Source organism: Azospirillum sp. TSO22-1 (assembly GCF_003116015.1).
In the GTDB taxonomy this organism is placed as follows: domain Bacteria; phylum Pseudomonadota; class Alphaproteobacteria; order Azospirillales; family Azospirillaceae; genus Azospirillum.
In genome coordinates this window covers 15485-41590 of record NZ_LGQZ01000030.1, presented here as the reverse complement: position 1 = coordinate 41590, position 26106 = coordinate 15485, and the positions used below count along the sequence as shown (strand labels likewise).

Annotated in this window: 22 protein-coding genes; 10 read left to right on the top strand and 12 right to left on the bottom strand. The window is 71.3% G+C overall.

The genetic code is table 11. The annotated features are described in order from the left end of the window. Positions 1-179 precede the first annotated feature (179 nt). Together TSO221_RS09475 and TSO221_RS09470 are read left to right on the top strand one after the other, a co-directional pair. The gene (locus TSO221_RS09475) at positions 180-530 is read left to right on the top strand and encodes a helix-turn-helix domain-containing protein (RefSeq protein ID WP_247877977.1); all 351 of its coding nucleotides are present in this window, start codon (positions 180-182) and stop codon (positions 528-530) included. A 12-nt stretch (positions 531-542) separates the two neighbouring features. Then, the gene (locus TSO221_RS09470; RefSeq protein WP_109118244.1) at positions 543-887 is read left to right on the top strand and encodes a hypothetical protein; all 345 of its coding nucleotides are present in this window, start codon (positions 543-545) and stop codon (positions 885-887) included. 15 nt (positions 888-902) lie between these two features. Here TSO221_RS09470 and TSO221_RS09465 read toward each other — a convergent pair whose 3' ends face one another. After that, on the bottom strand, positions 903-1094 hold the full coding sequence (locus tag TSO221_RS09465) for a Nif11-like leader peptide family natural product precursor (RefSeq protein ID WP_109118243.1): 192 nt from the start codon (positions 1092-1094) through the stop codon (positions 903-905). Positions 1095-1211: 117 nt separating this feature from the next. Then, positions 1212-3443 (bottom strand): glycogen debranching protein GlgX, encoded by a 2232-nt coding sequence (gene glgX / locus TSO221_RS09460; protein WP_199229425.1) that lies wholly within the window; start codon positions 3441-3443, stop codon positions 1212-1214. Between the two features lie 482 nt (positions 3444-3925). On the opposite strand from glgX, the gene TSO221_RS09455 reads away from it, so the two are divergent. Further along, a complete protein-coding gene (locus tag TSO221_RS09455) occupies positions 3926-6082 on the top strand; it encodes an ATP-binding protein (protein ID WP_109118242.1) in 2157 nt (718 codons plus the stop codon). A gap of 70 nt (positions 6083-6152) precedes the next feature. Beyond that, a complete protein-coding gene (locus TSO221_RS09450) occupies positions 6153-7448 on the top strand; it encodes a pentapeptide repeat-containing protein (protein WP_109118241.1) in 1296 nt (431 codons plus the stop codon). Here TSO221_RS09450 and TSO221_RS09445 read toward each other — a convergent pair. The 3 genes from TSO221_RS09445 to TSO221_RS09435 are packed head-to-tail and all read right to left on the bottom strand — an operon-like array spanning position 7445 to position 10812. After that, entirely contained in the window at positions 7445-8266 is an 822-nt protein-coding gene (locus TSO221_RS09445; protein WP_109118240.1) for a substrate-binding domain-containing protein, read from the bottom strand. The genes TSO221_RS09450 and TSO221_RS09445 overlap by 4 nt on opposite strands. Positions 8267-8299: 33 nt before the next feature. Further along, positions 8300-9274, bottom strand: a complete 975-nt coding sequence (locus TSO221_RS09440; RefSeq protein ID WP_109118239.1) for a Gfo/Idh/MocA family oxidoreductase — start codon at positions 9272-9274, stop codon at positions 8300-8302. Continuing rightward, complete coding sequence (locus TSO221_RS09435) at positions 9271-10812, bottom strand: tetratricopeptide repeat protein (protein WP_109118238.1); 1542 nt, start codon at positions 10810-10812, stop codon at positions 9271-9273. Before TSO221_RS09435 ends, TSO221_RS09440 begins: the two co-directional genes overlap by 4 nt. A gap of 107 nt (positions 10813-10919) precedes the next feature. On the opposite strand from TSO221_RS09435, the gene TSO221_RS09430 reads away from it, so the two are divergent. The 3 genes from TSO221_RS09430 (at position 10920) to TSO221_RS09420 (ending at position 15607) form a co-directional block, all read left to right on the top strand. Beyond that, positions 10920-12092, top strand: a complete 1173-nt coding sequence (locus TSO221_RS09430) for a glycosyltransferase family 4 protein (protein WP_109118237.1) — start codon at positions 10920-10922, stop codon at positions 12090-12092. An 11-nt stretch (positions 12093-12103) separates the two neighbouring features. Next, entirely contained in the window at positions 12104-13936 is a 1833-nt protein-coding gene (locus TSO221_RS09425; protein ID WP_146208747.1) for a tetratricopeptide repeat protein, read from the top strand. 117 nt (positions 13937-14053) lie between these two features. Then, positions 14054-15607 (top strand): radical SAM protein, encoded by a 1554-nt coding sequence (locus TSO221_RS09420; protein WP_158284036.1) that lies wholly within the window; start codon positions 14054-14056, stop codon positions 15605-15607. Here the strand turns inward: TSO221_RS09420 and TSO221_RS09415 are convergent. From TSO221_RS09415 to ccoG, 3 genes are all read right to left on the bottom strand, one after another. Further along, positions 15604-16278, bottom strand: a complete 675-nt coding sequence (locus TSO221_RS09415) for a 4'-phosphopantetheinyl transferase superfamily protein (protein WP_109118234.1) — start codon at positions 16276-16278, stop codon at positions 15604-15606. The two genes, TSO221_RS09420 and TSO221_RS09415, sit on opposite strands and share 4 nt — an antisense overlap. A gap of 9 nt (positions 16279-16287) precedes the next feature. Continuing rightward, positions 16288-16836: a molybdopterin adenylyltransferase gene (gene mog / locus TSO221_RS09410; RefSeq protein ID WP_109118233.1), complete on the bottom strand. Its 549-nt coding sequence runs from the start codon at positions 16834-16836 to the stop codon at positions 16288-16290. Positions 16837-16972: 136 nt separating this feature from the next. After that, positions 16973-18427 (bottom strand): cytochrome c oxidase accessory protein CcoG, encoded by a 1455-nt coding sequence (ccoG, locus tag TSO221_RS09405; RefSeq protein WP_109118232.1) that lies wholly within the window; start codon positions 18425-18427, stop codon positions 16973-16975. Between the two features lie 316 nt (positions 18428-18743). Here ccoG and TSO221_RS09400 point away from each other — a divergent pair, with 316 nt between their 5' ends. The 3 genes from TSO221_RS09400 (at position 18744) to TSO221_RS09390 (ending at position 21139) form a co-directional block, all read left to right on the top strand. Next, positions 18744-19052, top strand: a complete 309-nt coding sequence (locus TSO221_RS09400; protein ID WP_109118231.1) for a metal-sulfur cluster assembly factor — start codon at positions 18744-18746, stop codon at positions 19050-19052. Between the two features lies 1 nt (position 19053). Then, positions 19054-20169 carry a hypothetical protein gene (locus tag TSO221_RS09395; RefSeq protein WP_199229424.1) on the top strand — a complete coding sequence of 372 codons (1116 nt, stop codon included), beginning with the start codon at positions 19054-19056 and terminating at the stop codon, positions 20167-20169. Between the two features lie 247 nt (positions 20170-20416). Then, positions 20417-21139, top strand: coding sequence for a cyclic nucleotide-binding domain-containing protein (locus tag TSO221_RS09390; protein ID WP_109118230.1), 723 nt, complete (start codon positions 20417-20419; stop codon positions 21137-21139). 27 nt (positions 21140-21166) lie between these two features. On the opposite strand, the gene TSO221_RS09385 is transcribed toward TSO221_RS09390, so the two are convergent. Genes TSO221_RS09385 through TSO221_RS09370 form a run of 4 tightly spaced genes read right to left on the bottom strand, consistent with a single transcriptional unit; the run spans position 21167 to position 25858 of the window. Then, on the bottom strand, positions 21167-23305 hold the full coding sequence (locus TSO221_RS09385; protein WP_109118229.1) for a bifunctional diguanylate cyclase/phosphodiesterase: 2139 nt from the start codon (positions 23303-23305) through the stop codon (positions 21167-21169). 23 nt (positions 23306-23328) lie between these two features. Further along, a complete protein-coding gene (locus TSO221_RS09380; protein ID WP_109118228.1) occupies positions 23329-24255 on the bottom strand; it encodes a U32 family peptidase in 927 nt (308 codons plus the stop codon). 14 nt (positions 24256-24269) lie between these two features. Next, on the bottom strand, positions 24270-25256 hold the full coding sequence (locus tag TSO221_RS09375; protein ID WP_109118227.1) for a peptidase U32 family protein: 987 nt from the start codon (positions 25254-25256) through the stop codon (positions 24270-24272). 5 nt (positions 25257-25261) lie between these two features. Then, on the bottom strand, positions 25262-25858 hold the full coding sequence (locus tag TSO221_RS09370) for an SCP2 sterol-binding domain-containing protein (RefSeq protein ID WP_247877976.1): 597 nt from the start codon (positions 25856-25858) through the stop codon (positions 25262-25264). Between the last annotated feature and the right edge of the window lie 248 nt (positions 25859-26106).

The window sequence follows — 26106 nt, the reverse complement described above, 5'->3', positions numbered from 1 at the left end:
AATCGCCTTCTACAGTTGCCTCCAGCGGAAATCGAGATCGGATTTCACCGACGGTCTGGGGGAGCGGAAATGCGCGTGTACCGGGTGGGGGCGGACGGGTGGTCCGCCGGGCGGACTCAGCACGAAACGGGCTTCAACAAGCGTGGCACCGGCGTTTTTGCCGGGCGGGAGCGTGCGCCATGACCAGCGCGGCGACGGCACCCGTGCGCCACTCCGATTCAACCTTTAATCCCTTGCGCATCGAGGCGGCCATGCACCATCATGATTACATCTCCAAGGCTGTTTCCACCGACCGTGAAATCACCCTGGAGGCCCTTCGTGTCTTCACTTATCTCAGCCGGCGCCTGCACTTCGATCGCTCCATCCCGGTTCTGCAGTCCGAACTCGCCGACGCCTTGGGCATGCAGCGCCCGAACGTGAACCGCGCGATCAAGCTGCTGGAGACCAAGCAGATCCTTCTGCGTGAGTCCAAGCTGGGCCGGGCGATCACGTTCCGTCTCAATCCGGAACTGGGCTGCCGCGCGGCGTAGCCTGGCGGTTGGATGATCATCGAGACTCGTGAGCTTCTTTTTACCAATTCGGCGTTGAAGAAGGCGTTCGCCTGGTACGCCGCGGTACAGAACCAGACCGACCTCCCGCTCGGGGCCATCACCACGGTGACCCCGAAACCGGGCGGCGGCGTGTACGTGCTGGTGCAGCAGAGCGGCGCGTCGCGCAACCGCGAGGTGTCGTTCAACGCCAGCAAGACGCTGGCGGTGCTGCTGTATTTCTGCCGCAAGCAGCGCATCCCGATTCCGCGCGAGGCCGACAAGGACATCGCCGCGCAGGGCGATTCCATCAGCCTGACCATCTCCGGTAAGACGCGCACGGTTTCGCCGCCGGCGTGAGCGCGTAAAGGTTCGTTACGCCTCGGTTCGCGACGGAGGGCGGCGCACTGGAATGTCCGCCGCACCGAACCGGAATCCGTGCCGCTCGCCGAAGTCCACCAGATCATCGAGTGTGCGCAACGCCGCCGAAGCGCGGCGCAGGTTCGCCTTCAGGTCAGGGTCGCTCTCGGCGGCGACGAGGAATCGCAGGTATTCGATCTGGCCCATGGCCGCACGATAACGCAGCCCCGTGGTGATTTGATGTCATTTATATAAAATTGGATCTTTCACCCTGCGGCGTGTTGCCGCAGGGGGCGCCGGGGCACCCCCTGCGTTACCGTCCAGTCATTTCACCGGTTCGCCGGTGCGGGCCTCGGCCAGGCGGCCGGCTTCCCGCATCGCCCGTGCGGCGGCGCGCAGCGCGGATTCGGAGTGCCGGTCGGGCATCAGTTCGAACAGCAGCAGCGAACGGCCGGTGACCGGCACCTCGTCGCCGTTGCGCGCGGTGGCGACATCGATGCGGTCGGGCTCGCCGGTGTCCAGCAGCTTCAGCCACTGGCTGCCGCCGACCACCTCGGGCATGGTGAACGGCACCACGTCGTGGTGGCTGTTGACGATCAGCAGCATCGTGGCGTCCGACGACGCCTTCTTGACGCCGGTCGCCTGCGCCCGCCCGTCGAGCAGCAGGCCCAGGCACCGGGCCATCGGGTCCTGCCACTGCTCGCTGGTCTTCTCCACGCCGGCCGGGGTCAGCCAGGTGGCGTCCTTGACCTCAAGGTCGGGATTGAACGCGCCGGTCAGGAAGCGCTGGCGGCGCAGCAGCGGGTGGCTCTGCCGCAACGCGATCAGGCGGCGGGTGAAGTCCAGCAGGTCCAGTCCCTCGTCGTCGATGCCCTCCCAGTCGATCCAGGAGAGGTCGTTGTCCTGGCAATAGGCGTTGTTGTTGCCGTGCTGGGTGCGGCCGAACTCGTCGCCGGCCAGGATCATCGGCGTGCCCTGGGAGAGCAGCAGCGTCGCCAGCAGATTGCGCATCTGGCGCAGGCGCAGTTCGCGGATCTCCGGGTCGTCGGTCGGTCCCTCGGCGCCGTGGTTCCACGACAGGTTGTTGGAGTGGCCGTCGGTGTTGCCCTCGCCGTTCGCCTCGTTGTGCTTGTCGTTGTAGGAGACGAGGTCGCGCAGCGTGAAGCCGTCGTGCGCCGTGATGAAGTTCACCGAGGCCCACGGCTTGCGCCCGCGCCGGTTGAACAGGTCGCCCGACGCGGTCATGCGCGAGGCGAGGTCGGGCAGCTTGCCCTCGTCGCCCTTCCAGAAGGAGCGCACGGTGTCGCGGTACTTGTCGTTCCACTCCGCCCAACCCGGCGGGAAGCCGCCGACCTGATAGCCGCCGGGGCCGCAGTCCCACGGCTCGGCGATCAGCTTGACGCGGCTCAGCACCGGGTCCTGCCGGCAGCTGTCGAGGAAGCCGCCGCCCTGGTCGAAGCCGTGCGGCTCCCGCCCGAGGATGGTTGCCAGATCGAAGCGGAACCCGTCCACGTGCATCTCGGTCACCCAGTAGCGCAGCGAGTCATTGACCATCTGCAGCACGCGCGGGTGGCTGAGGTTCAGCGTGTTGCCGGTGCCGGTGTCGTTGATGTAGTAGCGCGGATCCGGCGCCAGCCGGTAGTAGCTGGCGTTGTCGATGCCCTTGAACGAGAGGGTCGGCCCCATCTCGTTGCCTTCGGCGGTGTGGTTGTAGACGACGTCGAGGATCACCTCGATCCCCGCCTCGTGGAACCGGGCGACCATCTCCTTGAACTCGTAGATGGCGCCGGAGGCGAGGCAGCGCGGGTCCGGCGCAAAGAAGCCGATGGAGTTGTAGCCCCAGTAATTCCGCAGCCCCTTTTCCAGCAGATAGCGGTCGTCGACGAAGGCGTGCACCGGCAGCAGCTCCACCGCGGTGACGCCGAGCGCCTTGATGTAGTCCACCACCTCCTGCTGCGCCATGCCGGCGAAGGTGCCGCGGTACTGCGGCGGCACCGCCGGATGGCGCATGGTGTAGCCGCGCACGTGCGCCTCGTAGACGATGGTGTTCTCCCAGGGGATGGCCGGCGGGCGGTCCTTGCCCCAGGTGAACGCCGGGTCGACCACCACGCACTTCGGCATGCCCGGCGCGGAATCGCGCCGGTCGAAGGAGAGGTCGTTCTTGCTCGACCCGATGCGGTAGCCGAAATGCGCGTCCGACCAGCGCAGCGGCCCGATCAGGTGCTTGGCGTAGGGGTCGATCAACAGCTTGCTGGGGTTGAAGCGGTGGCCGGCGCGCGGCTCGTACGGCCCGTGCACGCGGTAGCCGTAGACGGTGCCCGGCCGCGCCTCGGGCACGTAGCCGTGCCAGACCTCGTCGGTGTATTCCGGCAGCTCGATGCGTTCCAGCTCGCGCCGGCCTTCGCGGTCGAACAGGCACAGCTCCACCTTGGTGGCGTTGGCGGAGAACAGCGCGAAGTTGACGCCGAGCCCGTCCCAGGTGGCGCCCAGCGGGTAGGGCAGGCCTTCGCGGATACGGGAGTGGCGCTGGATCTGCGGAGCGAGCGGCTTCTTCACGGAGGAACCTCGACGCAGGATTGGGGGAAACCGGCGGCGAACGGACAACACGCAAAACGCCGGGTTGATCCACGATGCACGGAGTTCGTGTCGTTACCAATCCACTTCCGTGCAGGTGCCGTTATGAGAATCGGCATAGTCGTCAAGGCAGGTCGCTCCTGCTGGCCCCGCATGCTATGATCGGGGCAAGCAAATAAAGACTAAATACTGATTGGCCGGTTCTACCGCAGGGTTGCTGAGGGTGTCTGTCCCAACAGTTCCCTGATCCATGGAACCGCTGGTCCTGGCGTTCGAGGCGAGGGTGACCGACATGAAATCCTGGACTTTATCCCGAAGGGTGCCGCACGCGTCATCGCGCGGAGACGTCTGACAACCGCGCGAGCGCACGCGGAGCACGCCCCAGGCAGCGGCCGGGGCCGGCTCCGCCCACCCATACGGCGGCACCGCGTTCTGCGCCGTGCCGCGCAGCACCCCATGGCATCATGCCTCGGAAACCCATCCGCAGCCTTCTGACCCTCGACCCGCGGGCGGTCCTGCTCGGCATCGTGCTGACGGTGAACGTGCTGGGCGGCCTGTCGTGGTGTGCCGTCACCGCGCTCGACTACATCGACACGCTCGGTCGTGCCGTGCAGGATACGCGCGCGACGGCGCAGCTGCTCGAAGGCCACGCCCGCTCGATGGTGGAGCCGCACCTCGCGCTGCTCGACCGCGTCGCCGGCCGTTTGCAGGGGCGCGGGATGGGCGCGCTGGCCGAGCGTGCGCTGGACGAGGCGCTGTCGGCGCCGCCCGGCACTCTGGCGATCGTCGGTTCCGACGGCAGCGGCGCCTTCGGCCCCACCATCCTGTTCGATGGTTCCCCGGGCGGCCCGCCGGCCGGCACGCTGGACCGCGTCGACGACGGCAGCGGCCTGCTGGCCGGGGCGGGCAGCGTGGACGGAGTGCCGGCGCTGGTGCTCGGCCGCCGGGTGCGCGGGCCGGACGGCAGGTACGACGGCGCGGTGCTGGTGGCGCTGCCGGCGTCGGCGCTGTCGGCGGTGCTCAACGCGCTGGACGGGCCGCAGCACCACGCCGGGCTGTATCGGCCGGATGGCGGGCTGATCGCCGGAAGCGGTGCTGCCGCGCTCGGCCCGTTGCGCGCGGCGGAGGGCGCGGCGACGCAGGTCGTCGAGTCCTGGCCGGCCGGCGGGCGCGAGCACGTGCTGGCGTGGCGCCGCGTCGGCCCGCTGCCGATGCTGGCGGCGGTGGCGGTGCCGCGCGACGCGGTGCTGGCGCCCTGGCGCTCGCGCCTGGAGCGCGGCGTGCTGGTCACCGGAGCGAGCCTGCTGGCGCTGCTCGGCCTCGCCGGGCTCGGATGGGGCAGCCTGCGCCGCGAGGAACTGGCGATGAGGGCGCTGGCCGAGGCCAACGCCCGGCTGGAACAGCGCGTCGAGGAGCGCACGTCCGACCTGCGCTCGCTGAACCAGAAGCTGGTCGCCGCGCTCGCCGAGAAGGAGCGGGCGCACCAGGCCAAGGCGCGCTTCCTGTCCGCCGCCAACCACGACCTGCGCCAGCCCTTCCAGGCGCTGCGGCTGTTCCACCACCTGCTGAACGAGCGGCTGAAGGATCCGCGCGACAAGGGCATCGCCGACAAGATGGGCGACGCGCTGGACAGCGGCGAGAAGCTGCTGCACGCGCTGCTGGAGGTGGCGACGCTGGACGCCGGCGTGGTGCGGCCGAACATCGGCGTGGTCTCCGTCGCCGGCGTGCTGGAGGAGGTGATGGCGGAGTTCCGCCCGGCCGCCGCGGCCAAGGGGCTGGAGCTGCGCGTGCACGCCTGCGGCTGCGCGGTGCGCAGCGACCCGGTGCTGCTGACCCGCATGCTGCACGACCTCGTCGGCAACGCCGTGTCCTACACCAAGGAGGGCGGCATCCTGATCGGCTGCCGGCGGCGCGGGCAGTGGCTGCGCATCGAGGTGTGGGACACCGGCGCCGGCATCGCCGCCGAGCATCTGGACAGCATCTTCGAAGACTTCGTCCAGCTCGGCAATCCGGAGCGCGACCGCTCCCAGGGACTCGGCCTCGGGCTGGCCAAGGTGCGGCGCAAGGCGGCGCTGCTCGGCCACGCGGTGGAGGTGCGCTCGCGTCCCGGCCGCGGCTCGGTGTTCGCGGTGATGATGCCGGTGGCGGCACCCGAGACGGTGGCCGACGCCGCCCCCGCCCCGGCCGGGCCGGAGACGGCGCCGCCGGCCGAGCGGCTGATCCTGGTGGTCGAGGACGATCCGGTGCAGCGCTCCGGCGTGCAGCTGCTGCTGGAGGGCTGGGGGCACCGGGTGGTCACGGCGGCCGACGGCTTCTCGGCGCTGGAGCGCGTGCGCGGAGCCCAGCGGGCGCCGGACGTGGTGGTCACCGACTTCCGCCTGCCGGGTCCCATGACCGGCGTGCAGGTGGTGACCCGCGTCGGCGAGGCGGTCGGCCACCCGGTGCCGGGCATCATCCTGACCGGCGACACCGCGCCCGAGCGCATCCGCGAGGCGGTGGCGACCGGCTGCCGTCTGCTGCACAAGCCGTTCTCGCCGGAACTGCTGTGCGACGCGCTGGCCGCCGTCGAGCCGGCCCCCGCCACCCGCGGCGCCCAGCGCGCGGCGACGGCGGCGGCGTGACAAATGTTCATAATTAATAAGTTCTTAAGTTGCGCAACGTAGGGTTCGACTCGGATCGGAGTCTCCGCGTATGAACCAGCCACGTTCGCTCACACGGCTCGACCAGGCGCAGCTGGATGCCGTCATCCGGCGGCACGAGATGTTCCGCAACGCCCGCATGGGCGGTGCCCGCGCCACGCTGTCCTTCTGCGACCTGTCGGGGCTCAACCTCGCCGGGCGCGACCTGGCGCACGCGGACCTGGTGGGCGCGTCGCTGAAGGGCGCCAACCTGTCGGACGCCCGGCTGGACTGCGCGGCGATGTTCGCCTGCGACCTGCGGCAGGCCAACCTGGAGAACGCCAGCCTGATCAAGACCGACCTGCGCGGCGCCTGCCTGCGCGGTGCGGTGCTGATCGGCGCCAACCTGTTCGAGGCCGATCTGCGCGATGGCTCGCTGGCCGAGAAGGACCGCCAGGGCAACCTGCGCACCGTGCAGGTGGACAACCAGCCGACCGAGGCGTCGGGCGCCGACCTCTCCGGCGCCAACCTGACCAACGCGCGCCTCAGCGGCGCCATGGCCATCCACACCGACTTCACCGATGCGGTGATGAAGGGCTGCAAGCTGGTGCGCGCCACCATGCGCGGCGCCAACTTCAGCGGCTCCAACCTGGAGGGGGCGGACCTCTCGGGCGCCGACATGCGGGGGGCCTGCCTGCGCGGCGCCATCCTGACCGGCGCGTCGATGACGATGACCGACCTCACCGACGCCGACATCGAGGACACCCTCACCGACGCTCCGGTCGGCCGCACGCTGGCCGAGTTCGACCGGCCGCTGGAAGACCTGCTGCGCGACCACATCATCTGGGTCGGCACCGGCGGCGCCCAGGGCGCGTCGCTCGACCTTGCCGAGTTCGATCTGCGCCACGACGCGCCGAGCTTCGCGCACGGCTGCCTGACCATGCTGCGGGCGCCGCGCGCCACCTTCTACGGCCTCGACATGACCAGCGTGCAGCTGCAGGCGGCGGTGCTGGATGGCGCCGACATGCGCGTGTGCAAGCTGCACGGCGCCGACCTGCGCGGCATCAGTCTGAAGGGCGCCAAGCTCAACAACGCCGATCTGCGCAACGCCAACCTGCGCCCGCTGGTGTTCGACGAGAAGCGCTCCATGCGCTCCGAGCTGGCCGGGGCGAAGCTGCGCTACGTGGACTTCCGCGGCGCCTGCCTGCGCGGCGTGAGCTTCGCCGGGGCGGACCTGTCCTTCGCCAACCTGATCGGCTGCGACATGGCCAAGGCCGACTTCAGCCACGCCAAGCTGTTCGGCGCCAAGCTGGAGCGCAAGGCGTTGGAAGGCGTGATCCTCGACGGCGTGGCGGGGTTGAAGCTTTAAGGCACCGGGTCCGGCGCCGCCTCGAAGCCGTGCAGGATGGCGCGGCCTTCCTGCGAATTGACGAAATCGACGAAGCGCTGCGCCCCCGGCGAAGGGGCGGCCGGCAGCGTGAAGCAGACGCGCATCAGTAGCGGGTATGAGCTGTCGGCGACGGACGCCGCCGTCGGCGCCACCCCGTCGAGATCGAGCACCCGCAGCTGGGGCCGCTCGCTGCGGACCTGCAGCAGCGTCGACACCGCGAACGAGCCGGGGATTTCCTGTGCCAGCGTGACGTTCTCCTGGTCGGTGGTCCCGACGGGTATGCCGCGCCGGGCGAAGGCCGCGTCGACCGCCCGTTCCATGCCGGGGATGGCCTGGGCGAGGTACGGCATCTCCATGCCGGCGCGCAGCCGCAGGATCGGGCGCAGCGGCGCGCCGTCCGGCCAGTTGCCGAGGGTGCCGTTGTAGATCGCCGGCAGCTGCTTCCGCTCGACTCCCGTCGCCGTGGGGTGCGAGGTGACGAAGATCAGCGCCGTCTTCAGGCAGCTCGCCTCGCGCAGGCCCTGGGCGCGTTCCTCCGGCAGCAGCGAGCGGGCGGCGACGGCGACCTCGATGGCACCCTGCGCCAGGGCGCGCAGCCCGGCCGGTGTGCCGAGGCTGCGCGCCACCTCGACCGAGATCCCCGGATCGGCTTTCTGCAGCGCGGCGCCGAGCGCCTGCGCGGTGGCCAGCCCGATGCCGGTGCCGCCGACGCGCACCTTCTCCGCGGCGTGCGCCGCTCCGCCCAGTCCGATGGCCGCGGCCGCGACGGTGGCCCAGTGAATCCAGCGTGCGGTCACGGCGTTCCTCTCCTCGTCGGCATAGGGCGAACGTTATACCACATCGGATCGGGTGCCGCCCGTCACGTCCAGCACCATCCCGGTCGTGCGCACGCTGAGGTCGAACAGATCCGGCGGCAGCGGCCGGCGGTCGCGCGCGTGCTCCAGGAAAAAGGCCAGCGAGCGCGCCAGGGACTCGCGGAACACCGTGCCGAAATCCGCGGCCTCGCGGAAGCGCTCGGGCGGGGCGGCGAAGTTTCCGTGGGGGTCGAAGGTGTCGCGGGGGCCGTGCAACGTGATGCCCTGCGGGTCGCAGGTCAGCACGCCGTTGCTGCCCAGCAGCGACAGCCGCAGCGCGAAGGGCGCGGCGTAGGAGGCGAGCACGCTGGACGTGGCTCCCCCGGCGTGCCGGGTGGCGAGGTGGCAGGTGTCGTACGCGGTGCCGCGCCCCGCCACGTTGGACGGCGCGTAGTCCCAGCGCTCCACCGGCCCCAGCAGGTGGCCCAGCAGGTCGACGAAGTGCACCGCCACCGTCTCCAGCACGCTGTGCCGGTGCCGCGCCCCGTCGGCGCGCCAGGAGCCGGGGAAGATGTCCTTGAAGGCCAGCCCGTGCGTCGACTGCACCTCGGCGTGCAGGACGCGGCCGAGCCGGCCGTCGGCCACCGCCTCGCGTGCCCGCTCGGCCCAGCGGCTGAAGCGCAGGTTGAAGCCGAAATAGGTGCGTCCCGTATCCAGGGTGCGCAGCATCTCCCAGTCGGCGCGGGTGGTGACCGGCGGCTTCTCGCAGAACACGTAGCCGCCATAGCCGGCGAGCCGGCGCAGATAGCCGCCGTGCGTGTCGTTCGGTGACAGGATCAGCACCGCGTCGCAGCCCAGCAGGTCCTCGAACCGCGTGGTGCCGGCGGGGCGGCCGGGGACGTAATCCGGGTGATAGGTCACCTCGACCCGGCCGAGGCCGGAGGCGTCCGCGAGGTCGATGATGCGGGCGGCGTGGTTGCGCCAGCCGATGGCGCCGAGGCGCAGGGTCATGACAGGGCGTCCTGAAGGGAGGCACGGACCCGCTCCACCACGCCCGGCCAGTCGCCGCGGCGGTCCTGGCGGAACAGGCGCATGGTCGGGTACCACGGGCTGTCGGCGCGCTCCAGCATCCAGCGCCAGTCCGGGACCAGCGGCAGCAGCAGCCACACCGGCCGCGCCAGCGCCCCGGCGAGGTGCGCCACCGCGGTGTCCACGGTGACCAGCAGGTCCAGCGCTTCCAGCGCCGCCGCGGTGTCGGCGAAGTCGTGCAGGTCGGGGCCGAGGTCGGTGACGCCGTGCGCGGCCAGGATCGCGTGGTCGCCGGGGCGCGGCTCCTTTTGCACGCTGAAGAAGCGCACGCCGGCCGTGCGCAGAAGCGGCTCCAGCGCCGCCAGCGGCAGCGAGCGGTTGGCGTCGTTGGCGTGGCCGGGGTTGCCGGCCCAGACGAGGCCGATCTTCACGCCGCCGCCCAGCCGGTGTCGCCACGCCTCCGCCAGATCCGGCTCGGCGGCCAGATACGGCACCTCCGTCGCGATGCGGCCGACCAGCCGCGGCAGGCTGAGCAGCGGGGCGTGCAAATCGAAGTCCGGCAGCGGCCCGCCCAGGTCGGCCTGCGCGCTCGCTCCGTCCAGCCCGGCGAACAGCCGGCGCAGCGGCGGGTGCGCCTCCAGCACCACCCGGGCGCCCATCCGTGCCACCTCCCGCGCGTAGCGGGCGAACTGGATGGCGTCGCCCAGGCCCTGCTCGGCGTGCAGCAGGATGGTGCGGCCCGCCAGCGGCTCGCCGGTCCACAGCGGCGGCGCGAAGGTCCGGCGCAGCGAGGGGAAGTCCTTGTACAGCCAGCGCCACTCGTACTCGGCGAAGCCCTCGGCGAGGTGGCCGTTGAGCAGCAGCGCCAGCGCGAGATTCCAGTGGTCCTTCGGGTTGTCCGGCCGCGCCCGCACCGCCTGGGCGAAGGCCTCCAGCGCCTCGGCGCAGCGGCCCTGCGCGGTGAGCACGCGGCCGAGGTTGCCCCACGCCTCGCCGAGCGCCGGGTTGAGCCCGGCGGCGGCGCGGTAGGCGGCCTCCGCCTGGGTCTCGTCGCCCAGCGTCTCCAGCGCGAAGCCGAGGCTGCACCACGCGTTGGCGTACGCCGGGCGCAGCGCCACCGCGCGGCCGAGCGCCGGCGCCGCGTCGGCCCAGCGTTCCATCCCATTGAGCGCGTTGCCGAGGTTGAGGTGCGCTTCGGCCAAGTCGGGGGCGAGTTCCGCCGCGCCACGCGCCGCCGCCGCGGCCTCGGCCGGCCGCCCGGCCCCCTCCAGTGCGAGGGCGTGGTTGCACAGGAACTCCGGCGAGCGGCGCAGCCGCACCGCCCGTCCGATCAGCGCCGCCCCGCGCGCCGCGTCGCCCCCCTGGTAGGCGATCAGGCCGGAGAGGTGCAGCGCGTCGGCCTCGGCGGGGTTCAGCGCCAGCACCATGCGGTAGAGGCCGGCCGCCGTCTCCAGCTGCCCGCCCTGGTGCAGGCGGACCGCGAGGGACAGGCGGGGCAGGACCTCGGCGTCGCTGGTCATGGCGGATTTCCGGAGTGGCGTGCCGCCACCTTAGGCAGGCTTTCGTAAATGTTGGTTAACAATTCTGACCGAGACTGACGCCGCACCCGACGCGGGGATCCGGCGCAGTGGCGAACAGACTGGCTTTCACTTGGCAGCTTTCCGAGGCGCACGGCTGGGGCCTCGTGGGCGTGCACACGGCGCTGCACCTGGTGGAGCGCGGCCGGCCGCCGCTGCTGCTGGCCAAGCCGGCCCTGGAGACGCTGCGCCCCGAGAACCGCCTGCGCCTGCGCGCGCTGGAGCAGGAGCACGACCAGCTCGCCGCCATCAGCGCGCAGGTCGGCGGGCAGGTGATCCGCACCGGCGATGTCGACATGCTGCACGCGCTGGGCAACGGCTTCCTGAAGAGCGGCGGCGCGGCGATCCCCTTCCAGGGCCGCCGCAACGTCGGCGTCATCGCCTTCGAGGACACGCGGCTCGACGACGCGGCGCTGGCGCGGGCGCGCGGCTACGACCGGGTCGTCGTGCACTCCAGCTACAACCGCGACCTGCTGCTGGACCGCGGCCTGACCGACGTCGGCCTCGTCTTCCAGGGCATCGACCCGTCGGAGATGACGCCGCTGCCGCCGTCCGGCGCCTTCGGCGACCGCTTCGTGGTGTTCTCCGGCGGCAAACTGGAGTTCCGCAAGGCGCAGGACGTGGTGCTCGCCGCCTTCCGCGCCTTCCATGCCCGGCACCCGGACGCGCTGCTGGTCACCGCGTGGCACAACCTCTGGCCCGCCTCCGCCCGCACCATCGCCGAATCGCCGCTGATCGAGGGCGCGCCGGAGCCGGACGCCGACGGGCGGCTGAACATCCACGCCTGGGCGGTGGCCAACGGCGTGCCGGCGGACGCCTTCATCGACCTGGGATTCCTCGGCCGGCGCGCCGTGGCGGCGGTGCTGGCCGACTGCCACGCCGCGGTGTTCCCCAACCGCTGCGAAGGCGCCACCAACCTCGTCGCCATGGAGGCGATGGCCTGCGGCGTGCCGGCGATCCTCTCGGCCAACACCGGCCACCTGGACGTGATCCGCCCCGGTGCAGCGCTGCCGCTGACCCGACAGACGCCGCTGCCCGACCCGCAAGGCGCCCGCACCGGCTGGATGGAGTCCTCGGTGGAGGAACTGGTCGAGCATCTGGAGACGCTCTACACCGACCGCGCGGCGGCGCAGGCCATGGCCGGGCGGGGGCTCGACGTCATGCGGGCGGAGCGCACCTGGGCGGCCTTCGCCGCCGGCTTCGTCGACCTCTGCACCGTCTGAGGGAGGCCCCCTTGTCTTCGCCCGATCTGGCCCGGATGCGGGCGACCGTCCTCTACAACGCCGGCATCGGCCTGCATGGGCAGGGCCGGCTCGAGGACGCCGCCACCGCCTTCCGCGACGCGGTCGAGGCCGATCCGGCCTTCGCCGAGGCGCACTTCAACCTGGGCAACACGCTGGCGCGCTGTGGCCGCTGGGACGAGGCGGTCGCGGCCTACCGCGCCGCCGCCGGGCTGGCGCCGGCCGCCGCCGAGCCGTCCTTCGCGCTGGGCGTGGCGTACGAGCAGCTGGGGTACGCGCGGGCGGCGTCCGGCCGGCTTGCCGAGGCGACGGCGGCCTACCGGGCCGCCCTGCTGTTCCGCCCCGAGGCGTCGGCGGCGCACTTTGCGCTGGGCAAGGCGCTCCTGGAGCAGGGGCGGCCGGCGGACGCTGTTGTGAGCTTCGCCCGCGCGGCGCGGCTCGACCCCGCGTCGGCCGACGCCTTCGGCGGGCTGGGCAGCGCGCTCCGCCGGCTGGAACGGTACGCCGACGCCGTGGAGGCCTGCGCCGTGGCGATCCGGCTGCGGCCCGGGGGCGCGGTGGCGCATGCCACGCTGGGCGACGCGCTGCAGGGGGTGGAGCGAATGGAGGAAGCGGTGGCCGCCTACCGCCGCGCCGTCGCGCTGTCGCCGGGGTTCCTGCAGGCCTACGTGCAGCTCGGCAGCGCGCTGCTGGCGCTCGAGCCGGCGGAGGAGTCGCTGGCCGTGTGCCGCGCTGCGGTGATGCTCGACCCCGCGCCGGCCGCGCCGCACAACAATGTGGGCAACGTGCTGAAGGCGCTGGGCCGCGTGGAGGAGGCGGAGCAGGCGTTCGCCGCCGCCGTGGCGCGCGCGCCGCAGGACCCGCTGGTCCGTCTCAACCACGCGCTGGCGCTGCTGACGCTTGCCCGCTTCGAGGAGGGGTGGGAGGCGTACGAGGCGCGCTGGCAAACCGGCATGGTCCGGCCGCGCGGCTTCACCCAACCCCAATGGGCCGGCGAACCGCTGGAGGGCCGCACCATCCTGCTGCACGCCGAGCAGGGCATGGGCGACACGTTGCACTTCGTCCGCTACGGGCCCCTGGTGGCGGCGCGCGGCGGGCGCGTGCTGCTGGAGGTGCAGAAGCCGCTGCTGCGCCTGATGCGGGGCGTGCCCGGCATCGAGCGGGTGGTCGCCCAGGGTGATCCCCTGCCGGAGTTCGATCTGCACGCGCCGCTGCTCGGCCTGCCGCGGGCCTTCGCGACGCGGCTGGACAGCATTCCCGGCGACGTGCCCTACCTGCGCGCCGATTCCGCGGAGGCCGGGGCGTGGCGGGCGCGGCTGCCGGCGGATGGGCTGCGCGTCGGGCTGGTGTGGGCCGGCGAGGCGCGCAAGGGCGTGCCGCACGCCAACCGCATCGACCGCCAGCGCTCGCTGGCGCTGGCGCAGCTGGCGCCGCTGGCCGGCATCCCGGGCGTGCGCTTCGTCAGCCTGCAGAAGGGGGCGCCGGCCGAACAGCTGCGTGATCCGCCAGCGGGGCTCGACGTGATCGACCTCATGGACGGGGTGGGGGACTTCGCCGACACCGCGGCGCTGGTCGCCAACCTTGACCTGGTGGTGGGCGTCGACACCTCGGTGATCCATCTGGCCGGGGCGCTGGCCAAGCCGGTGTGGGTGCTCTCGCGCTTCGACGGCTGCTGGCGCTGGCTGCTGGGGCGCGACGACAGCCCGTGGTACCCGACCATGCGCCTCTACCGCCAGGATCGGCCGCTGGACTGGACCGGCGCCATCGCGCGTCTTGCCACCGACCTGCGCGCATATGCGACGGCGCATGAATCGGCAGTACCCTAGCGCCGCGCCCGGAATACACGTTCCATTAACGAAGATCCTTTACCAGTTTGACTGGCAAAGCATGCGCCGGGTCCGGCCGGCGCCGCCGCAAAAGCGGCCGCGATGGAGCGACACACCATGAAGATCCTGTTCGTCAACCCCAGCCTGCGTCCCAACGCCTCGCACCGCTACCTGCCGGTCGGTCTGGGCTACGTCGTCACGGCGGCGAAGGTGGCGGGCTTCGCGTTCGACATCCTGGACGTCGATGCCACCGACTATACCGACGATCAGGTCGAGGCGTTCCTTGCCAAGGGCAAGTACGACGTGGTGGCGGTGGGCTCCATCGTCACGCATTACCGCTGGGTGCGCTGGCTGGTGCAGACGGCGAAGCGGGTCAACCCGGGCTGCGTCACCATCGTCGGCAACTCGGTCGGTGGCTCGATCCCGGAGATCCTGTTCCACACCACCCCCGTTGACATCGTGGTGCTGGGCGAGGCCGACATCACCATCGTCGAGGTGCTGGAGACGCTGCGCGACGGCAGGCCGCTCGGCCACGCCATCGAACCGCTGGTGGAGATTCCGCACGACAACGGCCCGTACCCGGCGACCGTCAAGGGCGTCGGCGTGCTGGGCATCGTCTTCCGCGATGCGAAGGGGCGCATCGTGCAGAACGACCGTCGCCCGGCGACCAAGCTGGTGGACGAGCTGCCCTGGCCCGACTGGGACCTGTTCGACGTGCAGACCTATATCGAGCGCGGGCGCGAGACGGCGCATTCCTCGGTGTGGCGCTATCCGATGGAAGAGGCGGTGGTGTTCCCGGTGAACACGGCGCGCGGCTGCGTCTTCAAGTGCACGTTCTGCCACTACGTCTTCTGGCACGACCCGTACCGGCACCGGTCGGTGGACTCGATCCTTGGCGAGATCCGGCACCTGAACAAGAAGTACGGCGCCAACTACATCAACTTCTGGGACGAGCTGTCCTTCCACAAGATCGGCCCGGCCGAGAAGTTCCTCGACGCGCTGGCGGCGTCGGGCCTCGACATCCACTGGACGGCAGCGGTGCGCTCCGACCTGCTGGGTCGCGACGACGTGCCGTACGAGGACCGCCTGCGCGTGGCGAAGAAGTTCGCCGACACCGGCTGCACCTCGCTGGGCTTCTCGCTGGAGTCCGGCAACGACGAGATCCTCACCGCCATGAACAAGCGGGTGCGCGCCGACTTCTTCCGCGAGCAGGTCCGCGTGCTGCGCGAGGCGGGGGTGGTGTGCTCGACCAGCGTGGTGGTCGGCTACCCACAGGAGACGCCGGAGACGCTGGCCGACACCATCCGCATGTGCGAGGAGACGCGGGTCTACCCCAGCGTCGGCTACCTGCTGCCGCTGCCGGCCACCGGCATGTGGAAGCACGCGCTGGAGCACGGCCACATCACCGATCCGCATCAGTTCCTGACGGACGTCACCGAGCGCCAGGACCTGGTGATGAACATGACCACCATGTCGGACGATCAGTTCCAGGGCGAAGTAAAGAACGGCCTCAGCCACCTGAACGAGGTGCTGAACTGCGAGCTGGACGAGAGCACGCTGATCAAGACCGGCGGCTACCAGAAGCACGACCGCAACCAGACCGCCGACGTGTTCAAGCACCGCAACACCACGGACTCGCTGAACTACGCGAGTTTGACCGGGGCGGTCTAGCCCTCGCCCCGCCACTCCACCCGCGCGCCTCGCGGCACCGCCAGCGCCAGCAGATGCTCGGCCGTCGGGCGCGCCAGCGTGGCGCCCCAGGCCTGCGGGTCGTCGGGGGAGGGGGTGATCGACGGTGGCTCCACCGTCACCGAGAAGCTCTTCAGCGGCAGCGCCAAGCCGAGGCCGCGCGCCTTGATGTAGGCCTCCTTCAGCGTCCACACGCCGAAGAACACCGCGTTCTGCCGCTCCGTCGGGGCGGCGGTCACCTGCGCGCGTTCGGACTCGGCGAAGGCGACGCGCGCTATGCCGTCGAGGTCGAGGCGGCGGTCCATCCGCTCGGCGTCGATGCCCACCGGCAGACCGCGGGCGACGGCGCAGGCGGCCAGCCCATCGGCGTGCGTCAGGTTGAAGCTCAGCCCGGTCTCCGGCCCGGTGAGGTACGGCCGCCCATGCTCCTCGGCGGCGAAGCGCCAGTCGCGCGGGTCCACCGCGGCGTACCGCGACAGCGCGGTGCGCAGCAGCGCGTGCGCGGCGGCGAACAGCCGGCGCGTCTCCGCCCGGTGGAAGCGGTGCCAGCGCGCGGTCTCGCTCTGGTCGAGCAGGCCGAGTCCCTCATCCTCCGGCCCCGGCGGGACCGGGCGGATCCAGACGTGGACGGTGTCGGGCGGCAGCGCGAGCACCGGCGCCGCTCAGGACTTCGGCCGGAACGCCTTGCACACCGCCGCGTCGGTGTCGATCCAGGCGCCGCCGATCAGGTCCAGGCAGTAGGGGATCGCCGGGAACACCGCCATCAGGCAGTCGTGGATCGCCGAGGGCTTGCCCGGCAGGTTGACGATCAGGCTGGTGCCGCGGATGCCGGCGGTCTGCCGCGACAGGATGGCGGTCGGCACCACCGTCAGGCTGACCGTGCGCATCAGCTCGCCGAAGCCGGGCATCATCTTCTGGCAGACGCGCTCGGTCGCCTCCGGCGTCACGTCGCGCGGCGCCGGGCCGGTGCCGCCGGTGGTGACGATCAGGTCGCAGCCCTCGGCGTCGGCCAGTTCGGTCAGGGTGGCGACGATCCCCTCCAGGTCGTCGGGGATGACGCGGGCCACCGGCTCCCAGGGGGAGGTGACGATGGCGGACAGCTCCGCGTGGATCGCCGGGCCGCCCTTGTCCTCGTAGATCCCGCGGCTGGCGCGGTCCGACACGGTGACGATGCCGATCTTCAGGGGGCGCTGGCGGCCGGGCGTGGTCATGGGGTGATCCTTATGAGAAGCCCCTCCCCCCTTGCGGGGGAGGGGTTGGGGAGAGGGGGAAAGCGACTTGGCCGCTTCGCGGCGCCACCCTCTCCCCAACCCCTCTCCCGTCAAGGGAGAGGGGCTTGATTCGACGTCAGTTCGGCCCGAGGAAGACGGACTTGTAAGTGCCCTTCTCGCGGCTGCCGGTGTCGGACAGCTGGAAGACCAGCGGCGTCGAGGCGGCGGTCAGCGTGCCCGTCGGCACCGTCACGTAGACGCGGTAGGTGGCGACGCTGTCGGGCGCGGCCTCCAGGGTCAGCGCCTGCGCGGCTTCCTCCTTCTCGCCGGCGACGCTCAGCGCGGTGCCGGGGATGCCGGACAGCGCCAGATCGTAGTGGCGGTTGTCGCGGGTCTTGTTGGTGATCTTGAAGGTGTAGGCGTTGCGGATGCTGCCGTCCTTCAGCGTCACGAACAGCGGCGCGCGGTCGCGCAGCACCGTCACGTCGAGGTGCGAGCGGTTGCCGAAGACGAACAGCATGGCCGTCGCCACCACGCCCATCACCGCCGTGTAGATGATCGTGCGGGTGCGGATCACCGGCAGCTTGTACGGCGCCTTGGTCGCCTGCGCGCTGGTCTGCGCCATCGAGGCGAACTGGATCAGGCCGCGCGGGCGGCCCATCTGGTCCATGATGCGGTCGCAGGCGTCCACGCACAGACCGCAGTTGATACAGTCGGCCTGGGCGCCGGTGCGCACGTCGATGCCCATCGGGCAGACCTGGACGCACTGGGTGCAGTCGATGCAGTCGCCGAAGCCGCGCTCCTGGCGCTGCTCCCAGTTCTCCGACTTGCGCTTCGGCCCGCGCCGGTCGCCGCGCCAGTCCTGGTAGGTGACGACCAGCGAGTGCTCGTCGAGCATGGCGGTCTGGATGCGCGGCCACGGGCACATGTACATGCACATCTGCTCGCGCGTCCAGCCGGCCATGACGTAGGTCGAGGCGGCGAACAGCCCCAGGAAGGTCAGGGCGTTGCTGGACAGGTTCAGCGTCGCCGCGTCCATCGCCAGCGTCGGAGCGTCGGTGAAGAAGGCGCACATGCCGAACGCCGAAACGACGGAGATCAGCTGCCACACCGCGTGCTTGGCCGTCTTGCGGCCGACCTTCTTCGCGCTCCAGCGCGCCTTGTCCATGCGGATGCGCTCGGCCCGGTCGCCCTCGAAGTACGCTTCGACGCGGACGAACAGGTCGGTCCACACCGTGTGCGGGCAGCCGAAGCCGCACCAGATGCGGCCCGCCAGCGCGGTCGCCAGGAACAGGCCGACGGCGGCGATGATCAGCACGCCGGTCAGGTAGTAGATCTCCTGCGGCCAGATCTCGATGTTGAAGATGAAGAAGCGGCCCTGCTCCAGGTCGAACAGCACGGCCTGGCCCGGCGCGTCGGCGCCGCGATCCCAGCGGATCCACGGCAGGACGAAGAAGATGCCCAGCAGCACGGCCACGGCGGTCCACTTCAGCGAGCGGAACCGGCCCGACACCGCCTTGGGATGGATCGTCTTATGGCTCTCGTACAGGCTCGTCGCTGAGGCTGGCGGGGGTGCGCTGCCATCGGGCATGGGGTTGGCCTTCGTCCATAGGATGTTTATTTTGCGGCGCACCCTAGTCGAAGCGCGCGCGCGTGTGTTTGACCGGGATCAAACTTCCGGTCAAGTGCGATGCACGGGCGGGCGCGGCACCCATTCCCCACCCGCATCGCAGAGCCCTTGAAAGTCCTGGCGCGCGGCCCAAAAGCGCTCGCCGACTCCGATTTCTTGATGAAATTGGTCTCTCCACTTGACGGGGAGGGCTCAGGTGCAGCTTGACGAGGATCAAGACGGCCGCGAGACTCCGGATCTAGGGTTTCCGCCGCAACCGTTCTCCGTGAGGTTTCCCATGCTGCAGGAAAAGGTGCGCGACGCGCTGCGCACGGTCATCGACCCGGAGATGGGCATCGACGTGGTGGAACTCGGCCTCGTCTACGGCATCGAGGTGGCGCCGGACAACGCGGTCGCCGTGCGCATGACCATGACCTCGCCGGCCTGCCCGCTGGGCGAGTTCCTGCGCGAGAGCGCCGAGTGCGCCATTCGCGACGCCGTGCCGGAAGCCCCGGCGGTGGACGTCGCCCTGGTGTTCGAGCCGCCCTGGACCTCCGACCGCATCTCCGAAACCGCGCGCCGCCAGCTCGGCTGGCCGGAGGCGTAGCGTGGCCGCCGCCGCCACGGTCCCGGCCTCCGCCGCCACGTTGCGGGCGCGGCGGCTGCCGCTGCTGGCGCTGGGCTTCGTGTCGCTGCTGGGCGGCGTGCTGGCCGGGCTGGCGCGGCTGGGACTCGGCGTGCCGCTGCCGCACCTGGACCTTGCGCTGCTGCACGGGCCGCTGATGGTCTCCGGCTTCTTCGGCACGGTGATCGCGCTGGAGCGCGCGGCGGCGCTGGGCAGGCGCTGGATTTTCGCCGGGCCGCTGGCGGCCGGGCTGTCGGGCGCGCTGCTGGTGGCGGGGGCGCCGCCGCTGGCCGCGGCGCTGCTGATGACCGTCGCGTCTGGTGTGCTGCTGGCGGCAAGCGTCTGGGTGTGGACGCGGCAGAAGGAAGGCTTCACCGCCACCATGGCCGGCGGGGCGGCGTGCTGGCTGGTCGGCAACGCGCTGTGGCTGCTGGGCGCGCCGGTGAGCGCGGCGGTGCTCTGGTGGGCGCTGTTCCTGGTGCTGACCATCGCCGGCGAGCGGCTGGAACTGAGCCGCTTCCAGCCACCGAACCGCTGGGCCGGGCCGGCCTTCGCGGCGGCCGTGGCGATCCTGGTGCTGGGCGCCGCGGTCGCCGTGGCGGCGCCGGAGGCGGGGTTCCGCGTCGCCGGATTGGGGATGCTGGCGCTGGCCGGCTGGCTGGCGCGATTCGACGTGGCGCGGCGGACGGTGCGCGGCAGCGGCCTGCCGCGCTACGTGGCGGCGTGCCTGCTGTCGGGCTACGCGTGGCTGGCGGTGGCCGGGGCGGTGGCGCTGGCCGGCGCCGACCCGACGGGCGGGCAGTATGACGCCGTGCTGCACGCGCTGTTCCTCGGCTTCGTCTTCGCCATGGTGTTCGGCCACGCGCCGATCATCCTGCCGGCGGTGCTGCGCCTTGCCGTGCCGTTTGCTCCGCGGCTGTACCTGCCGCTCGCCGCGCTGCACCTTGGGGTTGCGCTGCGCACCGCGGGCGTGCTGTCGGGCGAACTGGCGGTGCGGCAGTGGGGCGGGCTGGCCAACGCGGCGGCGCTGGCGCTGTTCATCGCGGTGACCGCCCACGCCGTGCTGGCGAAAAAAGCGCCGGTCCGGCGGAATCCTTGACAACCGTCAAGGAAGCGGCGGCGCGGCGCGCTATAGTCACCGCTCAAAGCGTGTCGTTGTGCTTGGCCACAACCGTGGCCTGGCTTCCAGGGAAACACTGAAGCCCCGCGTCCTGCGACGTGGGGCTTTTTTCGTTTGCATCTATGCACATTCGCCGAGCGTGCTACGCCGGTTGGGTGGACTGTTAACAAGCGTATCCCGGCGATATGATGGCCTGGGGAGTGAAGGTCGGAGAAAGTCAAAAGTTATGCGGCCCAGGGATCTAGAGACCATCCGTGCCCTTTCGTGTTTCGAGGAACTTGACGATGAGCAATTGACCGCCGTCGCCACCGGTAGCCTGTTGCAGCGCTTCCCGCGCGAGACGGTGCTGTTCGAGCAGGGCGAGCGGCCGGACTTCCTGCACGTGCTTGTCGAGGGCTCGGTGATGCTTTACGGCGGCACGGCCGAGGGGCGCGAGACGGTGATCGAGATCCTCACGCCGGTGGACACCTTCATCCTCGCCGCGGCGCTGACCGACACGCCCTACCTGATGTCGGCGAAGGCGCTGGAGCCCTCGACCATCCTGATGCTTCCCGCCCGCAACCTGCGCGAGCAGGTGGCGGCGCAGCCGAAGCTGGCGCTCTCCATGATGGCGTCGCTGGCGTCGCAGTTCCGCCGCATGGTGCGGCAGATCAAGGACCTGAAGCTGCGCACCTCGACGCAGCGGCTGGCCGCCTACCTGATGCGCCTCGCCGTGCCGGCGGAGGATGGGGTGAGGGTGGAACTGCCGGTCAACAAGCAGGTGCTGGCGAGCCGGCTGGGCATGACGCCGGAGAACCTGTCGCGCGCCTTCGCCACGTTGGCCGAGCAGGACATCCAGATCAAGGGGCGCACCGTGACGGTGGGCAGCATCGAACGCCTGCGCGCGTACTGCAACCCCGACACGCTGATCGACGACGTGGAGCGGGATTTGAAGGTGGTGCTGGATTGAATTTTCCTCTCCCGGGGCGGGAGAGGGTCAGGCAACCACCCCGCTCCGATTCCTGACCATCGCGTCCGCCGCCTCCGGCGTCAGGGGACGGGCGAAGTAGTAGCCCTGGGCGTAGTCGCAGGACAGTGCCTTCAGGTGCTCGGCCACCGCGGCGGTCTCCACGCCCTCCGCCACCACGTCGAAGCCGCAGGTGTGGGCGACGTCGATGATGGCGCGCAGGATGGCGTCGCCCTGCGTCGAGTGCTGGAGATCCTGCAGGAACGACCGGTCCACCTTCAGCGAATCCACCGGCAGCCGTGTCAGGTAGCTCAAGGACGAATAACCCGTTCCGAAATCGTCGATGGCCAGCCGCACGCCCATGCGCTTCAGCGCGTCGAGCGCCTCCAGGCTGCGCTCGCCGTGGGCGATCACCGCGCCCTCGGTGATCTCCAGCTTGAGCAGTTTCGCATCGGCCCCGGTCTCTTCGAGGACGCGCGCCACCTCATCCACGAATCCCGCCTCGCCCAGCTGCACCGGCGACAGGTTGACGCTCATGAAGGGCGGCGCATCGCTTCCGTGGTCGAGCGCCGTCCACGCCGTCAGCTGCCGGCACGCCTCGGCCAGCACCCAGCGGCCGAGCGCGACGATCAGGCCGGTGCTCTCGGCCACCGGGATGAATTCGGCGGGCGGGACGTTGCCCAGCTCCGGATGGGTCCAGCGCAGCAGCGCCTCGAATCCGCGCAGCCGGCAACCGCACAGGTCCACGATGGGCTGGTAGGCGAGCCACAGCCCGGTGTGCTGCTCCAGCGCCTCGCGCAGGTCGTGCTCGACGCGGGTCTGGCTGACCAGGCGGTCGCGCAGGCCCGGCTCGAAGCGCACCCAGCGCGCGCCGCCCAGCTCGCGGGCGTGGAAGGCGGCGATCTCGGCGTCGCGCAGCAGGTCCTCGGGCGTGTGGTCCGGGCCGCCGACGGCCACCGCGCCGATGCTGGCGGTCAGGTGCACCGGGCCGCCGGCGATGCCGCGGGTGCGGCGCAGAAGTGCTGCGATGCTCTCCACGTGCGCGGCCAGCGTCGCGTCGTCCGGGGCACCCTCCAGCAGCAGGCCCAGCGCGTCGTCGGTGACGCGGGCCAACCGCGCCTTGCCGATGAAGCTGCCCATCAGCCGCGCCGCCAGCCCGGCCAGCATGGCGTGCGCGAACTCGTGTCCGAAGCTGTGGCGCAGCTTGGAGAAGCGGTCGAGGTCGATGCACAGCAGCGTCGCCGGCCTGCCCGCCGCCAGCGTGTCGGCCAGGGTGCGCAGCATGCCCTGGCGGTTGGCCAGCCCCGTCTCCTGGTCGCGGTAGGCGAGGTCCATCAGCTCGCGCTCCATGCGCTTGCGGTCGCTGATGTCGCGGATGCTGGCGACGAACAGGCGGCCGCCGGACGCGCTGGTCTCGCTGACGGTCAACTCCACCGGGATGCGCCAGCCGTCGGAGCGCATCGCCTCCACCTCGAAGCGGTGGCCGAGCACGCGCCGCTCGCCGGTCTCCAGGTAGCGGCGCAGGCCCGCCTGGTGCGCCGCCACCAGTTCCGGCGGGATGAGGATGTCGGCGACGTCCAGGCCCAGCACGTCGGCGCGGCGGCGGCCGAAGATGCGCTCGGCGGCCGGGTTGAACTCGACGATGCGGTGCTCGCCGTCGATGGCGACGACGCCGTCCAGCGCGCCGTTGACCACCGCCGCCTTCAGCGCCTCGCTGGCGCGCAGCTCGTCCTCGGCGCGGTGGTGCTCGGTGATGTCGTGGACGAACACGGCGTAGCCGTCCAGCCGCCCGTCCGGCATGACGTTGGGCGTGTGGACGCGCCGCACGAAGCGGCGGCCGCGCAGCGGGTAGTCGACCCACTGCTCGACCTGCGAGGTGTTGCCGGCCAGCGCCGCCTCGACCGCCGACCGCAGCTCGCGGTACAGCCGCTCCCCCAGCACCTCCGGTGCCGCCATGCCGACGATGGCGTCCGGCGTGATGCCGACGAAGTCGCAGTAGGCGCGGTTGGCGTAGCGGTAGCGGCGGTCCGGCCCGACCAGCGCCACCCGCATCTCGGCCGTGTCCAGCAGCCGGCGCATCTGCTCCAGCTCGCCGAAGGTCGCGGACGAGCGGCGGGGAGCGGATAGCGGGCGCGGCGAGTCGGGGGGCTTGTCCGACACTCCTGCCATCGCCTGTCCTCCCGCCGGATCGATTATGCCGTCATACGCTCGTGCGAGCCAATGTACGCCGCACCCGCGGCATCATGGAAGAACCCGTTTGCCAACGGCGCATCGGTCACAAGCCCGGCCAGCTCGGCGGCGAGATCGCCGCCCGCGCGCTCGCCGTCCAGCACGGCGCGGAAGCCCTTCGCCACGCGCACCATGTCCACCGTGTGCGGCGACAGGCGGAAGCGGCCGACGCCCAGGCGCTGCAGCTCGGCGATCTCGGCGGCGAGGCAGAGGTAGGTGTGCGACATGGTCTGCAGCCCGTTGACCGCCAGGAACGGCTGGTCGTCCAGCGTCTCGACGCCGAGGCCGTCGAGGTCCTGCCCGCAGACGAACTGGCAGCCGTCCTTGTGCAGCCCGTGCACCCGCGCGTGGTAGCAGCGCGCCGAGATGGCGAGCGGCACCCGGCCGAACACCTGCACTTCGGTCTCCACGCCCAGCCGCGTGGCCTCCTGCGTCAGCGAGGCGACCGAGGCCGCCGGCATCTCGGCGCCCAGCGACACCGATGTGGCGCCGCGCGAGGCCAGCCAGCCCAGCGTCGCCTCGTTGTAGACGTTGACGAACGGGCCGACGGCGTGCGGCTTGCCGGCCAGCTGCGCGACGGCGCCGAGGTCGTTGGCCTCCACCTCCAGCTCGCCGGCCTCGACGAGGTCGCGGACCGCCTTGCGCTCGCGGTCGGTGGTGACCAGGATCGGGCTGGCCAGCACGACGCGCTTGCCGGCGGCGGTCAGCCGCTCGATCACGTCGGGGATGGCGTCCTCGAAGAACGGCGCGCGCTTCGAGCAGACGACCTCGCCGAGGTACACGACGTCGAGCGGCGCCTCGTCGGCCATGCGGGCGTAGAAGTCGCGCCACTGGTCCACCGGCCAGTTGAACAGCACCGGGCCGAGGGTGAGCAGGGAACGGGTTGCCATGATCGGGGCTCTCCTCAGCGCCAGGACTTCTGGTAGGCGCCGGCCGTCTCGCGGGCGCCCTCCACCACGGCGTCCAGGTCGACGTTCGGCACCTTGCCGTTGCGCTCGAAGGCGTCCAGCGCCTTGCGGTAGGTCTGCACGACCGAGGCGATGTAGGCCTTGCCGCGCTGGCGCCCCTCGATCTTCAGGGCGTGCACGCCGGCCTTCTTCAGCTCCGGCAGCAGTTGCAGAGCGTTCAGGCTGGTCGGCTCCTCGAACAGGTAGCCGGCGTCGGCGCCCTGCGCCGCGAAGCGACCCTTGCACAGGGTGGGGTAGCCGGCCGGCTCGTCGGCGCCGAACACGTTGATGGTGAAGTCGCCGAGGCGCGAGATCAGCTCGTTGCCGCGCGGCTCGTAGCGCACGTGGCTGGCCGGCGAGCACACACCCTGCTTGTTGGGCGACAACCCCGTGGCGTAGCTGGACAGCGAGCAGCGCCCCTCCGCCATCGGGCAGAGGCCGCCGAAGACGAACACCTCGACCTCGACGCCGGTCTCGGCGGTCAGGCCCTTGATGTCGGCGACGGTGAGTACGCGCGGCAGCACCACGCGCTGCACGCCGAAGGCGTCGCGGAACAGCGTCACCGCCTCGGCGTTGGCCGCCGACGCCTGCACGGACAGGTGGAGGCGCAGACTCGGATGCTTGCGCGCCGCGTAGTCGAGCAGGCCGAGGTCGGCCAGGATCACCGCGTCGGCGCCCAGGCGCGCGGCGTCGTCCACCGCCTTGTGCCAGGGGGCGAGGTTGCCGGCGGTGGGGTAGGTGTTGATGGCGACGAACACCTTGCGGTCGCGGGCGTGCGCGTAGCGCACCGCCTCGCCCAGCTCCTCGCGGGAGAAGTTGAGGCCGGGGAAGTTGCGCGCGTTGGTCTCGTCGCGGAAGCCGCAATAGACCGCGTCGGCGCCGGCGTCCACGGCGGCGCGCAGCGCGGCGGGGGTGCCCGCCGGGCAGATCAGCTCGAAGGCCATTTTAGTCAGATCTCTCGGCCAGGACGGGAGGAACGGGGGGCAGGGGCGGGGGTGGCGATGCGGCGCTCCAGCGCGTCGAGCCGGCCCATCACCGGAGCGAGCAGCAGGGCGCGCGCGCCCTCCAGCATCCCGGTCAGGCGGGCGGCCTCGCGGCGCAGGCGCGGCACGGCGAGGCGGAACGGCCCGGCGAGGCCGGCGAGGTCGGCGACGAGGTCGATGTCCTCGCCGTCCAGCGCGTTGCGCAGGCCGACCACCAGGGCGGTGTCGCCCTCGATCGACAGGGTGCGGCGGAAGAACAGCGCGTCGCCGTCGATGCGGCCCTCCAGCAGGTCCATCAGGTTGACCAGCGGGCCGCGGATGCCGGCGTCGGCCGGCGCGTCCTTGGCGGCGACGCGCAGCCTGGGCTGCGGGCCGACCGACAGCAGGAAGGCGACGGGCTGGTCGACGGGGTCGATCAGCACGGCGGCTTCGCGCATCTCCGCCATCGCCTCGAAGGCGCGGCGGTGGCGGGACGCCAGCGTGCGCAGGACGCGGTCCAGCACCGGCGCGGTGACGCCGTCGCCCAGCCGGGCCGCGGCGCGCAGCGCGACGCCGGCCAGCATGGCTTCCATCCGGCGGACACCGTCGTCCGCCGACGCTCCTGAATTCCGTTCCAACATGCTTGGCGCTTTCCCCTTCGCGACCGGCCAAAGGCAGTCTTCGGCAGCCTATCACCAGTCGTGGGGAATACTCGGCCGCGCGAGGTCTGTCCATCCTTGACCGCGGTCAAGAGGCATTTCGCCGCGCCCCCCTATCGTGCCGGCAACCGGTGCTCCGCTATATCCGACTATTCTGATTTTCCGCCGGATTT

Bases quoted from the DNA above. Each gene is read 5' to 3' on its own strand.
- TSO221_RS09470 (WP_109118244.1), top strand. From the start codon at position 543: ATGATCATCGAGACTCGTGAGCTTCTTTTTACCAATTCGGCGTTGAAG.
- TSO221_RS09465 (WP_109118243.1), bottom strand. From the start codon at position 1,094: ATGGGCCAGATCGAATACCTGCGATTCCTCGTCGCCGCCGAGAGCGAC.
- mog (WP_109118233.1), bottom strand. From the start codon at position 16,836: ATGACCACGCCCGGCCGCCAGCGCCCCCTGAAGATCGGCATCGTCACC.
- TSO221_RS09440 (WP_109118239.1), bottom strand. From the start codon at position 9,274: ATGACCCTGCGCCTCGGCGCCATCGGCTGGCGCAACCACGCCGCCCGC.
- TSO221_RS09385 (WP_109118229.1), bottom strand. From the start codon at position 23,305: ATGGCAGGAGTGTCGGACAAGCCCCCCGACTCGCCGCGCCCGCTATCC.
- TSO221_RS09390 (WP_109118230.1), top strand. From the start codon at position 20,417: ATGCGGCCCAGGGATCTAGAGACCATCCGTGCCCTTTCGTGTTTCGAG.
- TSO221_RS09375 (WP_109118227.1), bottom strand. From the start codon at position 25,256: ATGGCCTTCGAGCTGATCTGCCCGGCGGGCACCCCCGCCGCGCTGCGC.
- TSO221_RS09435 (WP_109118238.1), bottom strand. From the start codon at position 10,812: ATGACCAGCGACGCCGAGGTCCTGCCCCGCCTGTCCCTCGCGGTCCGC.
- TSO221_RS09455 (WP_109118242.1), top strand. From the start codon at position 3,926: ATGCCTCGGAAACCCATCCGCAGCCTTCTGACCCTCGACCCGCGGGCG.
- ccoG (WP_109118232.1), bottom strand. From the start codon at position 18,427: ATGCCCGATGGCAGCGCACCCCCGCCAGCCTCAGCGACGAGCCTGTAC.
- TSO221_RS09475 (WP_247877977.1), top strand. From the start codon at position 180: ATGACCAGCGCGGCGACGGCACCCGTGCGCCACTCCGATTCAACCTTT.
- TSO221_RS09400 (WP_109118231.1), top strand. From the start codon at position 18,744: ATGCTGCAGGAAAAGGTGCGCGACGCGCTGCGCACGGTCATCGACCCG.
- TSO221_RS09450 (WP_109118241.1), top strand. From the start codon at position 6,153: ATGAACCAGCCACGTTCGCTCACACGGCTCGACCAGGCGCAGCTGGAT.
- TSO221_RS09370 (WP_247877976.1), bottom strand. From the start codon at position 25,858: ATGCTGGCCGGCGTCGCGCTGCGCGCCGCGGCCCGGCTGGGCGACGGC.
- TSO221_RS09380 (WP_109118228.1), bottom strand. From the start codon at position 24,255: ATGGCAACCCGTTCCCTGCTCACCCTCGGCCCGGTGCTGTTCAACTGG.
- TSO221_RS09420 (WP_158284036.1), top strand. From the start codon at position 14,054: ATGAAGATCCTGTTCGTCAACCCCAGCCTGCGTCCCAACGCCTCGCAC.